This window comes from Bradyrhizobium sp. 138 (genome assembly GCF_023074075.1).
GTDB lineage: Bacteria > Pseudomonadota > Alphaproteobacteria > Rhizobiales > Xanthobacteraceae > Bradyrhizobium.
The window spans coordinates 149,934-162,859 of the sequence record NZ_JADPKT010000094.1 but is presented as its reverse complement, the minus strand read 5'-3'; the positions used below and the strand labels follow the sequence as shown (position 1 = coordinate 162,859).

Sequence of the window (12,926 nt, the reverse complement as noted above, 5' to 3'; positions counted from 1 at the left end):
GACTCGACTAGCTCCCCGACGTAGGTGCGTTCCCTCCTCCCTTGCGGGGCCCCGCAAGGGAGGAGGGAACGGAGAGAGCGCTGGGGTGGCCAGACTCGATCGGCCTTCAATCCATCCGCCTCATCATGTGCGCGACCCCATAACCTAAGCTTTTCGCGCCATCCCCTGTTTGTGGCATTGCCCGACTCCGTCAAAAAACCATAGGCATTCTCGCGCCATACCAGGGCGTCGCGCCATCAACTTGCCATGAACTTGCCCCTCAGGTTTGATGCCTTTGAATGATTTGCGCTGTGGCAGCGGGGAGAGTTTGAGATGACGGATTTGCGTCGCCTGACCGGGATGTTCATGGCTGCGGTGGGGCTTATTCTGTCCGCCCCGCAAGCCTTCGCCCAGCAGCCCGACCGCGGCGACGAGCCGGGCTTGGTCGCCGACGAGGCCTACCAGCTCGAGCCGGAATGGCAGAAGCAGGTGGTCTACTTCCGCACCACCGAACCGCCGGGCACGATCATCGTCTCGACCGCCGAGCGTCACCTTTATCTGGTGCAGCCCGGCGGGCGGGCAATCCGCTACGGCATCGGTGTCGGCCGCGACGGTTTCCAGTGGCAGGGGCTGGTGACGATCACCAACAAGAAGGAATGGCCGGACTGGACGCCGCCGCCGGAGATGATCCAGCGCCAGCCCTATCTGCCGCGCTTCATGGCCGGCGGCCCCGGCAATCCGCTGGGCGCCCGCGCCATGTATTTGGGCACCACGGTCTACCGCATCCACGGCACCAACCGGCCCGATACGATCGGCACCAAGGTGTCCTCGGGCTGCTTCCGTCTCGTCAACAACGACGTCGCTGACCTCTACGAACGCGTCCCTGTTGGCACCAAGGTGGTCATCCGGCAGAAGCCTGAACTCTAAATATCCCCTCTTCGTCCACACTCCTTTTCCCGATTTTTCGAGAGAGCAACATGATGCGCAGTTTTCGAGGCGGCCTGCTGATCGGGCTCGCGGTCGCCGTGCTGGTCGCCGTTCTGGCCATCATCTACGAGTTCTACGACACCCGTACGCTGAAGCGCACCGTGCGCCGCGGCGAGGTGCTGTGCGGCGTCAACAAGGGCCTGCCGGGCTTCTCGTACTCCGAGGACAACAAGAACTGGGCCGGCTTCGACGTCGATTTCTGCCGCGCGGTGGCCGCGGCGATCTTCAACGACCCGGGCAAGGCGAAGTTCATCCCGCTCGATGCCAGCGAACGCTTCAAGGAATTGCAGAGCCGCAAGGTGGACATCCTCTCGCGCAACTCGACCTGGAGCATGGCGCGCGAGCTCGACTATGACCTCTATTTCCCCGCGGTCGCCTATTACGACGGTGCAGGCTTCATGCTGCCGCGTTCGCGCAACAAGGAGACCTCGCTGGACTTGACCGGCAGCAAGGTCTGCGTCCAGGCCGGCACCACGACGGCGCTCAACGTCGCCGACTACTTCCGCGCCAACAACATGAAGTATGACGAGGTGAAGTTCGAAAACCTCGCCGACGTCGTGAAGGCCTACGACACCGGCAAGTGCGACACGCTCTCCGCCGACGTCTCGCAGCTCTACGCCCTACGGATAAACCTGTCGAAGCCCGGCGACCACATGATCCTGCCGGACATGATCTCCAAGGAGCCGCTCGCCCCCGTCGTGCGCCAGCGCGACGACGATTGGATGATGATCGTGAAGTGGACGCTGTACGCGATGATCAACGCCGAAGAGCTCGGCGTCACCTCGGAGAACATCGACGAGGCCCTGAAGTCGAAGAAGCCCGAAGTGATGCGCCTCGTCGGTACCGAAGGCAGTTACGGCGAGCAGCTCGGCCTCACCAAGGACTGGGCCGTCCGCATCATCCGCAACGTCGGCAATTACGGCGAGATGTACGAGCGCAATATCGGCGAGAAGTCGAAGCTGAAGATCCCACGCGGCATGAACCAGCTCTGGAACGCGGGTGGCGTGCAGTATGCACCGCCGATGAGGTAAGGCGGCCTATCGGCCGTCATTGCGAGCGTAGCGAAGCAATCCAGACTGCCTCTGCGGAAAGACTCTGGATTGCTTCGTCGCAAGGGCTCCTCGCAATGACGAGCTTGGGGCAGGCGCAGCCCAACCACTCGGTGCCGTAGCCCGGATGGAGCGCAGCGCAATCCGGGGCGGGCTCGCCGCGCGGAGAGAACCCCGGATTTCGCTTCGCTCCATCCGGGCTACAGGTCCCCGATCAATACCCGCGCGCCCTTGCCAGCTGCTCGGTGTGGTAGTTCGCATCGCCGAACAATTCCTCGCACACCCGTGCGCGCTTCATGAAGAAGCCGATGTCGAACTGGTCGGTCATGCCCATGCCGCCATGCATCTGCACGCCCTCCTGCACCGCGCGCGTCGCGGTGGTGCCGGCGCGCGCCTTTGCGACCGCGACGGCCTGCGCGGCCTTGGCGACGTCCGCATCCAGCGCCTGCAGCGCCTTCATGGTGGCGGCGCGGGTGATCTCGATGTCGACATAGAGCTCGGCGGCGCGGTGCTGCAGCGCCTGGAATTCGCCGATCAGCTTGCCGAACTGCTTTCTGTTCTTGAGATACTCGACGGTGCGGCCAAAGACTTCGTCGCTGAGGCCTACCATTTCAGCGGCGACCGCGCCGCGGCCGACGTCGAGCACGCCATCGAGCAGGGCGGCACCCTGATCGACTTCGCCGAGCACGCTGTCGGCATTGACTTCCACATTGGCGAGCTCGATCCGGGCGGCATTGTGCGCGTCGACCATGATGGTGCGTTCGACCGCGACGCCCTTGGCCTTGGGGTTGACCAGGAACAGCGTCAGGCCGTCGCGTTCTCCCGCGGAGCCCGCGGTGCGCGCAGCAACGATCACGAGATCGGCGACGTGACCGTCAACCACCAGGGCCTTGGCGCCCGAGAGCTTGAAGCCGTTGCCGGCACGCACGGCCTGCAAGCTGGTCTGTAACGGGCGATGCTTTGCGCCTTCGTCGATCGCCAGCGTCGCAAGCAACGAACCGCTCGCGATCTTCGGCAGGTATTCCGATTTCTGCGCGGCATTGCCGCCGCGGTTCAGCGCGGAAGCGGCAACCACTGAGGTGGCGAGGAAGGGCGAGGGCATCAAGGTGCGGCCGATCTCCTCCATCACGATTCCGGCCTCGACATAGCCGAGCCCGCTGCCGCCGAACTCCTCCGGCACGAGCAGGCCGGCAAATCCCATCTCGGCGAAGGCGTGCCAAAGCTCTTTCGAGAAGCCGGTGGGGTCTTTGCTGTCGCGCAAATGGCGCAGGTGCGACACCGGCGCCTTGTCGCTGATCAGCCCGCGCGCGCTGTCGCGGAGCATCGATTGTTCTTCGGTGAGGACGAGGGCCATGTGCAAAGTCTCTAACGTCTGGTGGGATGCTTTTGTTGAGTCATTCCGGGGCGCGTCGAAGACGCGAACTACGGTGCGCAATTGCGCACCTGAGAATCTCGAGGTTCCGGGCTAGATGCTGCGCATCGCCCCGGAACGACCGAAAGTCCTACGCCCCCGGCAGATCCAGGATGCGCTTGGCGACAATGCCGAGCATCACCTCGCTGGTGCCGCCCTCGATCGAGTTCGCCTTGGTGCGCAGCCAGGCGCGCGGACGGGCGCCGTGCTTGGAGCGCTCGCTCTCCCATTCCAGCGCATCGACACCGCCGGCCGACATCAGGATCTCGTAGCGGCGCTTGTTGAGCTCGGTGCCGTAATATTTCATCGCCGAGGAGAACGCCGGATGCGCCTGCCCTGCCTTGGCGAGATCGACTGCGCGCTCGGCGCAGGCCGCGAGTGCGGCCTCGTCGACGTCGAAGCTGGCGATCTTGCCGCGCAGCATCGCATCGTCGAGCCGCCCCAGCGCGTCGGTGCCGACGGAATCGGTCGCGATCTGGCCGAGCGGACGGCCAACGCCGCGCTCGCCCATGCCTGAGATCATCGCGCGCTCGTGCTGAAGCAGATATTTCGCGACGTCCCAACCGCGATTGACGGTGCCGACCACATGCGATTTCGGCACGCGGACGCCGTCGAAGAAGGTCTCGCAGAACGGCGAATAGCCGGAGATCAGGAGGATCGGCTTGGTCGTCACACCCTTCGAGGTCATGTCGAACAGGATGAAGCTGATGCCGTCGTGCTTCTTGGCCGCGGGATCGGTGCGCACCAGGCAGAAGATCCAGTCGGCGTAATTGGCGTAGGACGTCCAGATCTTCTGGCCGGTGATGACGAAATCGTCGCCGTCGCTCTCGGCGCGGGTCTGGAGCGAGGCGAGATCCGAGCCGGCATTCGGCTCGGAATAGCCCTGGCACCAGCGGATCTCGCCCGCGGCGATCTTTGGCAGATGCTCCGTCTTCTGGGCATCGTTGCCGTATTTCAGCAGTGCCGGCCCGAGCATCCAGATGCCGAAGCTCGACAGCGGCGGACGCGCGCCGATTCTTCCCATCTCGGCGCGCAGCACCTTGTGCTCGGCCGCGCTCAATCCGCCGCCGCCATATTCCTTCGGCCAGTCAGGCACGGTCCAGCCCTTGTCGCGCATGCGCTCGAACCAGATGCGCTGCGGCTCGGAGGAGAATTTGGCGTTGCGTCCGCCCCAGAACACGTCGGCGTCCGAAGTCGCGGGCTTGCGCATTTCCGGCGGGCAATTGGCTTCCAGCCAGGCGCGCGTCTCGTTGCGGAATGTTTCGAGTTCGGCGGTCTCAGTGTCGCTCATGGTCCGTTTCCATCACTCAAAAATCGGCTTGTTGGGCGCGACTCTGGGCCAAGCCCCCGCGGAATTCAACCACTTCCGTTGCCTGCGCATCGGCTATAGTCGGCGCCATGGCGAGCTTGAAAACAAAGAGGAAACGACCATGCGCCTGAAGCTTCTTTCGCCTGGCGAAATGAACGAGAGCCAACGCCAGACCTATGACGAGTCGATCGCCGGCAAACGCGGCAAGCCGCCGGCGCCGATGATGGCCTGGCTCAACAGCCCGGAGATGGCGCGCCACGCCACGCGGCTCGGCGAGGTGCTGCGCTTCGACACGATCTACCCGGCGAAGCTTTCGGAAATCGCGATCCTGGTGACGGCGCGGCACTGGACCGCGCATTACGAATGGTACGCGCATAAGCGCCTCGCGCTCGCCGGCGGCATGGCCCCTGACATCATCGACGCGATCCGCGACCGCCGTACGCCTGAGTTCGATGACCCCAAGGGCAAGATGATCTACGATCTCGCAAAATCACTGCATGAGGGCCACGGCGTCGAGAAGGGCCTCTATCATGAGGCGGTGAAGGTGCTCGGCGAGCGCGGCGTCGTCGAGGTGATCGGGCTGTGCGGCTATTACACGCTGGTGTCGATGACGCTGAACACCTTTGAGTTCGAGCTGCCCGAGGGCGAGGTGCAGGAGCTGGCTTAGTTTCCGGAAACCTTGGGTTTCGGGATGGGCCATAGCACTGTCCCGAGGCTCGCCCTATGTGGAGTTCATCAACGGAGCAGCCACATGTCGCAAAGCCCAGCCGTCGCCGCCGGCACAAGGATCGGCCATGTCCACCTCAAGGTCGCCGATCTCGATCGCGCGCTCGGTTTTTACTGCGGCGTACTCGGCTTCGAGCTGATGCAGAAGATGGGCTCGGGTGCGGCCTTCATCTCGGCCGGCGGCTATCATCATCACATCGGGCTCAACACCTGGGAGAGCAAGGGCGGCTCGCCGCCGCCGCCAGGAACGACGGGGCTCTATCACACCGCGATCCTCTATCCGACACGGCCTGCGCTGGCGGACGCGCTGCACCGCGTGCTCACGGCCGGCATTGCGCTCGACGGCGCCAGCGACCACGGTGTCAGCGAGGCGCTTTACTTGCGCGATCCGGATGAGAACGGCGTGGAGCTGTACTGGGACAAGCCGCGGGAGCAATGGCCGTTCGGGCCGGACGGGAAGCTCGCGATGTTCACGAAGCGGTTGGATGTGGAGGCGCTGCTGCGGGATCGGGAGGCATAGCCAACACCATCGGTCAGAGCACGAGGCTCGCGACGTATCCGGCCGCGTACAGCCCAAGACCGAATAGGGCGTGCGTCAGCAGCGTGTTGAGGCGGGCCGCATTCGGACGTGGCGAGCGACTCGCCGCGACGCCGAGGCCCATGCCAGGCTGCATGATCAGGAAGGGCGCAGCCGCGCTGCCGATTCCGACGGTCAATGCGATGCCGATCGTTGGGGAACGCAACCAATCAGGCCCGCCAATGGCAAGCAGAATCACAGCAAAGATAGCGCCGATCAGATAATGAGCCGTCCAACCGATCAGGCGCTCGCCGCGCACCGGGTCTGAGGCCGCGATCCGGCAATGGTAGAAGCGTCCGCGCGCGAGATGAGCGACCCAGCGGCCCACCAGGCCATAATCCAGCATGGCAACGCCGAACAACCGTGCGCGGACAATCCCCCAGACATCGATCACCGCAGTCGCTCCACATCCGATCAGCGCGGCGCCAGCGATGAAGGCCATCGCCTCACCCATTGGGCACCTCGCCGGGGTCACCGGACTGCGCCCTCGCACTGACTGCCCAGCATGCGGCCGTGAAGCAGATCAGGGCTCCCTGCACGTAGTCATCGAAGCCCGGTCGCACCGCGTCGATGACCCTTTCGCGCATCGCTTCGTCGGCGTTCTGCAGGATGGTTCCGACAGGCCCGAGCCAAGTGATGTAGCGGCGGAGGTCGCTCGCGCGAAAGCTACACGGAATGTCGATGGCTCGAATATCGATGTCGATCCAGCCGCTGCTTTGAAGGATTGCTCTGACTCGATCCCGATCGGCGAAGGCGAACTGTCCTGGCCCATCGGGACGACGCACCGGAAGATCCGGCAGGAGCGGCGCGGCGGCCCGCTCGGCTGTCGTCATGAAGGGATTCTCGACCGCGCTCCTCCATGCAATGAAGCGGAGCTCGGCGCCTTCTGTGACGGCGCGTCGCAAATTCACAAACGCGGCAACCGGGTCATCGAAAAACATGACGCCGAGGCGTGAAATGACGGTGTCAAAGCTCGCGGCCTCGAATTCGTGACGTTGCGCATCGGCGCAGATGAATCCGACCGATGCACCTTCGCAAGTGCCGCGGGCCAACGCCGTCGCGATCATCGGGGCGGAGATGTCTATGCCGACGACCCCGCCGCCTTCTCCAAGTTTTCGCGCAGCGGCGACCGTCAGGCCGCCGGTCCCGCATCCGAGGTCGAGTACACGACGCGCCGATCCGGCGCGAACGGCCTCAATAAGCGGCCCTTCAAACTGCTTGAACATCTCGCCCAGGATGTCCTGCGCCTCCACCCAGGCTCGTCCGGCAGGGCCGTTCCAAAGCCGCATCTGCTCGTGCTCTTGTCGCGCGATGTCCATGACCGCCTTCCCTTCATCTTGCCTCTTCGCGATGGAAGCTGCATTCTGCCACTTCAAGTCAACTTGAGGTCAAGCGATGAAGATCGACATCACCGAAGTCTCGCGGCGGTCAGGTGTCCGGGCGTCGGCACTGCGCTTCTATGAGGAAAAGCGACTGATCGTCCCGATCGGCAGGCGCGGACTGCGCAGGTTGTACGATTCGGAGGTGCTGGATCGGCTGGCGCTGATCGCGCTCGGACGCGCGGCTGGCTTCTCGCTCGATGAGATTGCCCTGATGTTCGCACCTGACGGGCGCCCGCGCATCGACCGAGTCAAGCTGGCAGCCAAGGCGGAGGAACTTGATGGAACGATCCACAGATTGACGGCAATGCGCGAGGGGTTGCGGCACGCAGCCGTCTGTCCGGCGCCAAGCCACATGGAGTGTCCGACTTTCCGCCGCCTGCTGCGGGCAGCGGCATCCGGCGCAATCGAGCGGAAGCTCGCGGCGCCGCGCTCGGTGCGGAGCACGACCAGCAAGCGCCGCGCACGTTGAACCGCTTCTTATTCCACGCGCCTGCCCCGCACCAAGATCAGCGCCGCGGCCGCCAGCTCCAGCGCGATGCAGAGATAGAACGGCAGGGCATAGCCACCGGACCAATCGCGCAAGGCCCCGACGACGCCGGGACCAAACGCATACGTCACCTGGTTGATCGCAGTATTCAGACTGATCAGCACGCCGAACGAGGCTGAATCGAATTCCTGCTGCACGATCAGCGACGGCAACGTGATGAGATTGCCGACCGAGAAGCCGAACACCGCACAGGCCGCGATCAGCACATAGTCGTTGTGCAGATTGATAACGACGAGGAGCGCCGCCGCCTGGCTGAGGAACGACAGCGCGGATGCGAGCCGCTGGTTGAGGCGATCGATCACCAACGAGAACAGCACGCGGCCGACCACCGCCATCGCGGTCAGCACCGCGACCGCAACCGCGGCGCGCTCGCGGCCGATCACGGGATCGAGGAACGAGATCAGGTGCACGATGAAGCCGACTTGCGCGAACAGCACCAGAGCAAAGGCGATCGTCACGGTGAGGAAGCCGACATCGCGCAGCGCAGCTGTTTGAATCTCCCTTGATGATTGCGGCTTCGCCTTGGCCGCCGCGTGCCAACCGTGATGATCCGGCGGACGGCCGACGAGAAGCAGGATCACCGGCAGCAGCAGCACCAGCATCGCGCCGGCAGCGGCGTACATCGCACTGGCGAAGCCGATATGGCCGATCAGCGTCACCAGCAGCGGCACGCCGACGATGCCGCCGAAACTGGCGCCGTTCAGCGCAAGGCTGATCGCCATGCCGCGCTTGTGGTCGAACCACAGGCTGATCGTGTTGGTGATCATGGCAAGGCTGGTGCCGGCCCAGCCGAAGGCCAGCACGGCATTGGCGAGATAAAGCTGCCAGGGCTCGCGCACCGCGCCGATCGCGACGCTAGCTGCCGCCATCGCCAGCGTGCCGGCGATCAGGCTGAGGCGCGGACCGTATGTCCGCACAGCTTCGCCGACGAAGACGACGAGCAGCGCACCGAACAGATAGAAGAACGTGGTGCCGGAGGAGATCAGCGAGGCCGACCAGCCATGCGCGCGTTGGAGCTCGGCGACATAGACACTCTGGCCGTAGAAGCCGAGCCCCCAGCCGAAGGTCGCAAGCAGGAAGCAGACCGCGACGATGCGCCAGCCTTCGTAGCGGAGGGAGGATTCGTCGAGCGGAGCGATGTGACGAGGGTTATCGAGCATTTGCGCTTCTCCTTCGCATCCCCCGCGAGCGCCTTGCCGCACGCTCGTCTGTCCATGACGAGCATCATGTAACGATACCGCTCCCGAAAATCACTTCGACAGCGATCGAAGCATCAACGTTGCTGACAGCCTCCTGCCACTTATGCGCATGATCTTTCCCGAAAACCGCTTCGCACTTTTCGGGAGCATGCGGTCAGACCGCGTCCGGGAACTCGCCCATGGCCGCATCCAGCCGCGCCTTGCGGCGGCGGGCCCAGGAGACGAGCGAGAGCACGGCAAGGCCGAGCACCACCGGCGGGAACACCACCAGGTTCACCGCCGACCAGCCGTAATTGGCGAGCAACTGACCCGAGGAGAACGAGCCGATCGCCATCATGCCGAACACCAGGAAATCGTTGAAGGCCTGAACCTTGTTACGCTCCTGCGGCCGGTGCGTCTCCAGCACCAGCGCGGAGGCGCCGATGAAGGAGAAATTCCAGCCCACACCGAGCACGACCAGCGTCGCCCAGAAATGCATCGCGGTGAGCCCGGAGAGGCCGATGCCGGCGGCGCCCGCTTCCAGCAGCAGGCCTGCGGCCACGATCTTCGGCGCACCGAAGCGGGCGATCAGCGCACCCGTGAAGAAGCTCGGTCCGTACATGGCGACGATGTGCCATTGAATGCCGAAATTGGAATCGGTCACGGACAGGCCGCACAGCTTCATGGCGAGCGGCGCCGAGGTCATCACCAGATTCATCATGGGGTAGGAGATGACGCCGCACAGCGCCGCGGCGATGAAGCGCGGCTGCGCCACGATTTCGAGCAAGGGACGGCCACCATGCAGATCGGCCGGCGCGGGCTTGGGCATATCGACGCCGGCAACGATGCCCATGGCGACCAGGGCAACCGCGGCTTGGACCAGGAAGCTGAAGGCGAACAGATAGGGCTGCCAGACATCCATGGTCCATTGCACGAGCTGTGGACCGAGCACGCCGGCGAACACGCCGCCCGCCATCACCCAGGACACCGCCTTGGGCCGGTAGGCCGCGCTGGCGCCGTCGGCGGCGGCGAAGCGATAGGACTGCGCCACAGAGCCATAGAGGCCGCCGAGGAAGGTCGCGATGCAGAACAGCGCGAATGAGCCTTGCAGGATCGCGACCGAGCCGAGCAGGCCGGTCAGCGTGCCGAGGCCGGTGCCGATGACGAAGGCCACACGGCGGCCGAAGCGGCGCGAGATCGCGCCGGTCGGCAGCGTGCCGGCAGCAAGCCCGACCACATACATCGAGATCGGCACGGTCGCGAACGATATGTCGGGCGCAAGCGTGGCCCCGACGATCGCGCCGGTGGCGAAGATCACCGCCGAGTTGGCGCCGGTCAGCGCCTGCGCGGCGGCAAGGCGCACCACATTGGCACGCGCGCGTGCGTCGTCGGCGATCTCATGGGCTGAAGTCACGTCAAGCATCGGCTTTTCCGCCCCAAGGGGCTTTCAAGGGGCTCACAAGGGCCTTGTTGATTCCCGGGCACTATGGAGGGACGCAGGTGGGCGGGCAACCGGCGCAAACGGGCGCAGGCCATGCCTCCGACGCAATCGGGCGGATGATAGCCGGCCGCGCTCTTGACGGCTTGCGCTCGATCAAATCCTATCCGGCACGATTTTTGGGAGTTTCGTTCATGACCGTCGACGACAGGCCCACGCTCAGCGCTCCCGACGACGATCCCTTTCTGTGGCTGGAGGAGATCGAGGGCACGCAAGCGCTCGATTTCGTCGAGCGGCAGAATCAAATCACGCTCCAAGCGTTCGGCGGGAAAGCCTTCGAGCACGACCGCGACATCCTAGCTGCGATCTACGATCGCCCGGACAACATCCCCTATGTCAGCCGGCGCGGCACCGATCTGCATAACCTCTGGAAGGATGCCGCCAACCCGCGCGGCCTGTGGCGGCGGACGACGCTGACGGAGTTTCGCAAAGTGAGCCCTGCGTGGGAGACCATGCTGGATGTCGACAAGCTCGCAGCGAGCGAAGGCGAGGATTGGCTGCTCAGCGGCATTGCCACGATGCCCGGAAGCATGCGCGCGATTCTGAGCCTGTCGCGCGGCGGCAGCGACGCCGTGACATTGCGGGAATTCGACCTCGCCACGAAGAGTTTTGTTGCCGACGGCTTTACGCTGCCGGAAGCCAAGGGCAGCGTCGACTGGATCGATGCGGACACGCTGCTGCTGTCGAGCGCCCATGGCGAGGGCATGGCGACGAGCTCGGGCTATGCACGAACGGTTCGCCTGTGGCGACGCGGTCAGCCTGTCGACCAGGCGCAGGTGATCAGCGAGACCACGGCCGATCACATGGTGATCTATGGCAGCACAGACGACACCGGTGCGACGCCGCGGGTCTGGATCGTCGACCAGATCGACTTCTTCAATGCCGCCATCTGGCTGCGCGACGCGGCCGGTCGCACGACGAAGCTCGATCTGCCGACCGATGTCTGGATGCAGGCCCATGGCGACTGGTTCGCGATCAAGCTGCGCAAGGACTGGACGGTCGAGGGACGGACCTACGCCACCGACACCGTGCTCGGCATCTCGCTCTCGGCGTTCCTTGGCGGCAGCCGCGATTTCACCGTCCTGTTCGAGCCGGCGCCGCGGCGCGCGCTGCAAGGTCTGTTCTGGGCGGCGGGCAAGCTGGTGCTCTCGATCCTCGACGAGCTCAGGCCGCGATTCGAGATCTGCACGCCATCGGCCGCGGGCTGGAGCCGCGCAACGCTTGCCGGCCTGCCTGAGATCGGCGTCGTCGACGTCTGGTCGCTCGATCGCCATCCCAGCGAGAGCAATGGCGATTTGCTCGCCAATGTGCAGGACCCGCTCACGCCACCGTCGCTGCTGCTGCTCGAACGCGGTGTCGCAAGCCCCGTCGTGCTGAAGCAGGCGCCGAAGACGTTCACCGCCGACGGCCTCAAAGTGACACAGCACGAAGCGGTTTCGGTCGATGGCGAGCGCATTCCCTATGTCCAGACCGGCCCGGCCGGCGAGACCGGCGATGCGCCGGTCTATATGAGCGCCTATGGCGGCTTCGCTCTTGCGGTGAAGCCGTACTACAATTCCTCGCTGGGCAAGCTCTGGCTGGAGCGCGGCGGCACCATTGTGCAGGCGAATTTGCGCGGCGGCGGCGAGTTCGGCACGCGCTGGCACGATGCCGGCCGGCTCGCCGGCAAGAAGCTCTCGCATGACGATTTCGCCGCGGTTGCGGCCGATCTCGTCCGGCGCGGCGTGACACAGCCAAAGCGCATCGCGGCCCAGGGCGGATCGAACGGCGGCATCCTTATCACCAACATGCTGGTGCGCTACCCCGAGCGCTTCGGCGCGCTGTTCTGCACCATCCCACTGATCGACATGCGCCGCTACACCAAGCTGCTGGCGGGCGCGAGCTGGATTGCCGAATATGGCGACCCCGACAAGCCCGATGAATGGGAATGGCTGAAGACCTACTCGGCCTATCACAATGTGAAGGCTAGCCAGCCCTACCCGCCGATCCTGATCGCGACGACGCGCCGCGACGACCGCGTCCATCCCGGCCACGCGCGCAAGCTGGCGGCCAAGCTGCAGGCGATGGGCTATGAAGCCTGGTTCTACGAGCCGACAGCCGGCGGTCACGGCTACGGCAAGGACAACAAAGAGCGCGCCGGCTTCGAGGTGCTCGGCTTCCGGTTCTTGAAGGAGAAGATCGGGTGGAGGGATGGGGAGGGACAGTAGCTGTCGCTTCGCGCTTTCACCGCATCGCGACGTGAGGGAGGTAGCACTCTCTCATTCCCTCCCCCTTACACCCGTG

12 protein-coding genes are annotated in these 12,926 nt (G+C 64.7%); 6 read left to right on the top strand and 6 right to left on the bottom strand.

Annotated features, from left to right (window positions below; translation table 11 throughout):
- Positions 1–312: 312 nt before the first annotated feature.
- Entirely contained in the window at positions 313–906 is a 594-nt protein-coding gene (locus IVA79_RS33015) for a L,D-transpeptidase (RefSeq protein WP_247561130.1), read from the top strand.
- 53 nt (positions 907–959) lie between these two features.
- Complete coding sequence (locus tag IVA79_RS33010; RefSeq protein WP_247561531.1) at positions 960–1,997, top strand: amino acid ABC transporter substrate-binding protein; 1,038 nt, start codon at positions 960–962, stop codon at positions 1,995–1,997.
- A 232-nt stretch (positions 1,998–2,229) separates the two neighbouring features.
- Here the strand turns inward: IVA79_RS33010 and IVA79_RS33005 are convergent, their stop codons facing one another.
- Both IVA79_RS33005 and IVA79_RS33000 read right to left on the bottom strand, forming a co-directional pair.
- Positions 2,230–3,369, bottom strand: coding sequence for an acyl-CoA dehydrogenase family protein (locus IVA79_RS33005; RefSeq protein ID WP_247561127.1), 1,140 nt, complete (start codon positions 3,367–3,369; stop codon positions 2,230–2,232).
- Positions 3,370–3,517: 148 nt separating this feature from the next.
- Positions 3,518–4,717 carry an acyl-CoA dehydrogenase family protein gene (locus IVA79_RS33000; protein WP_247561124.1) on the bottom strand — a complete coding sequence of 400 codons (1,200 nt, stop codon included), beginning with the start codon at positions 4,715–4,717 and terminating at the stop codon, positions 3,518–3,520.
- 139 nt (positions 4,718–4,856) lie between these two features.
- Between IVA79_RS33000 and IVA79_RS32995 the strand changes: the two genes are divergently transcribed.
- Both IVA79_RS32995 and IVA79_RS32990 read left to right on the top strand, forming a co-directional pair.
- Positions 4,857–5,402, top strand: coding sequence for a carboxymuconolactone decarboxylase family protein (locus IVA79_RS32995; RefSeq protein ID WP_247561121.1), 546 nt, complete (start codon positions 4,857–4,859; stop codon positions 5,400–5,402).
- Between the two features lie 84 nt (positions 5,403–5,486).
- On the top strand, positions 5,487–5,981 hold the full coding sequence (locus tag IVA79_RS32990) for a VOC family protein (protein ID WP_247561118.1): 495 nt from the start codon (positions 5,487–5,489) through the stop codon (positions 5,979–5,981).
- Between the two features lie 13 nt (positions 5,982–5,994).
- On the opposite strand, the gene IVA79_RS32985 is transcribed toward IVA79_RS32990, so the two are convergent.
- Together IVA79_RS32985 and IVA79_RS32980 are read right to left on the bottom strand one after the other, a co-directional pair.
- Positions 5,995–6,492, bottom strand: a complete 498-nt coding sequence (locus tag IVA79_RS32985) for a DUF2938 domain-containing protein (protein ID WP_247561115.1) — start codon at positions 6,490–6,492, stop codon at positions 5,995–5,997.
- A complete protein-coding gene (locus IVA79_RS32980) occupies positions 6,485–7,357 on the bottom strand; it encodes a class I SAM-dependent methyltransferase (RefSeq protein WP_247561112.1) in 873 nt (290 codons plus the stop codon). Before IVA79_RS32980 ends, IVA79_RS32985 begins: the two co-directional genes overlap by 8 nt.
- 76 nt (positions 7,358–7,433) lie before the next feature.
- Here IVA79_RS32980 and IVA79_RS32975 point away from each other — a divergent pair, with 76 nt between their 5' ends.
- A complete protein-coding gene (locus IVA79_RS32975) occupies positions 7,434–7,889 on the top strand; it encodes a helix-turn-helix domain-containing protein (protein ID WP_247561109.1) in 456 nt (151 codons plus the stop codon).
- Between the two features lie 8 nt (positions 7,890–7,897).
- On the opposite strand, the gene IVA79_RS32970 is transcribed toward IVA79_RS32975, so the two are convergent.
- Positions 7,898–9,127 (bottom strand): MFS transporter, encoded by a 1,230-nt coding sequence (locus IVA79_RS32970; protein ID WP_247561106.1) that lies wholly within the window; start codon positions 9,125–9,127, stop codon positions 7,898–7,900.
- 193 nt (positions 9,128–9,320) lie between these two features.
- Positions 9,321–10,568, bottom strand: coding sequence for an MFS transporter (locus IVA79_RS32965; protein WP_247561086.1), 1,248 nt, complete (start codon positions 10,566–10,568; stop codon positions 9,321–9,323).
- A 209-nt stretch (positions 10,569–10,777) separates the two neighbouring features.
- Here IVA79_RS32965 and IVA79_RS32960 point away from each other — a divergent pair, with 209 nt between their 5' ends.
- Entirely contained in the window at positions 10,778–12,850 is a 2,073-nt protein-coding gene (locus IVA79_RS32960; RefSeq protein WP_247561084.1) for a prolyl oligopeptidase family serine peptidase, read from the top strand.
- Positions 12,851–12,926 lie beyond the last annotated feature (76 nt).

Bases quoted from the DNA above. Each gene is read 5' to 3' on its own strand.
- IVA79_RS33015 (WP_247561130.1), top strand. From the start codon at position 313: ATGACGGATTTGCGTCGCCTGACCGGGATGTTCATGGCTGCGGTGGGG.
- IVA79_RS33010 (WP_247561531.1), top strand. From the start codon at position 960: ATGCGCAGTTTTCGAGGCGGCCTGCTGATCGGGCTCGCGGTCGCCGTG.
- IVA79_RS33005 (WP_247561127.1), bottom strand. From the start codon at position 3,369: ATGGCCCTCGTCCTCACCGAAGAACAATCGATGCTCCGCGACAGCGCG.
- IVA79_RS33000 (WP_247561124.1), bottom strand. From the start codon at position 4,717: ATGAGCGACACTGAGACCGCCGAACTCGAAACATTCCGCAACGAGACG.
- IVA79_RS32995 (WP_247561121.1), top strand. From the start codon at position 4,857: ATGCGCCTGAAGCTTCTTTCGCCTGGCGAAATGAACGAGAGCCAACGC.
- IVA79_RS32990 (WP_247561118.1), top strand. From the start codon at position 5,487: ATGTCGCAAAGCCCAGCCGTCGCCGCCGGCACAAGGATCGGCCATGTC.
- IVA79_RS32985 (WP_247561115.1), bottom strand. From the start codon at position 6,492: ATGGGTGAGGCGATGGCCTTCATCGCTGGCGCCGCGCTGATCGGATGT.
- IVA79_RS32980 (WP_247561112.1), bottom strand. From the start codon at position 7,357: ATGGACATCGCGCGACAAGAGCACGAGCAGATGCGGCTTTGGAACGGC.
- IVA79_RS32975 (WP_247561109.1), top strand. From the start codon at position 7,434: ATGAAGATCGACATCACCGAAGTCTCGCGGCGGTCAGGTGTCCGGGCG.
- IVA79_RS32970 (WP_247561106.1), bottom strand. From the start codon at position 9,127: ATGCTCGATAACCCTCGTCACATCGCTCCGCTCGACGAATCCTCCCTC.
- IVA79_RS32965 (WP_247561086.1), bottom strand. From the start codon at position 10,568: ATGCTTGACGTGACTTCAGCCCATGAGATCGCCGACGACGCACGCGCG.
- IVA79_RS32960 (WP_247561084.1), top strand. From the start codon at position 10,778: ATGACCGTCGACGACAGGCCCACGCTCAGCGCTCCCGACGACGATCCC.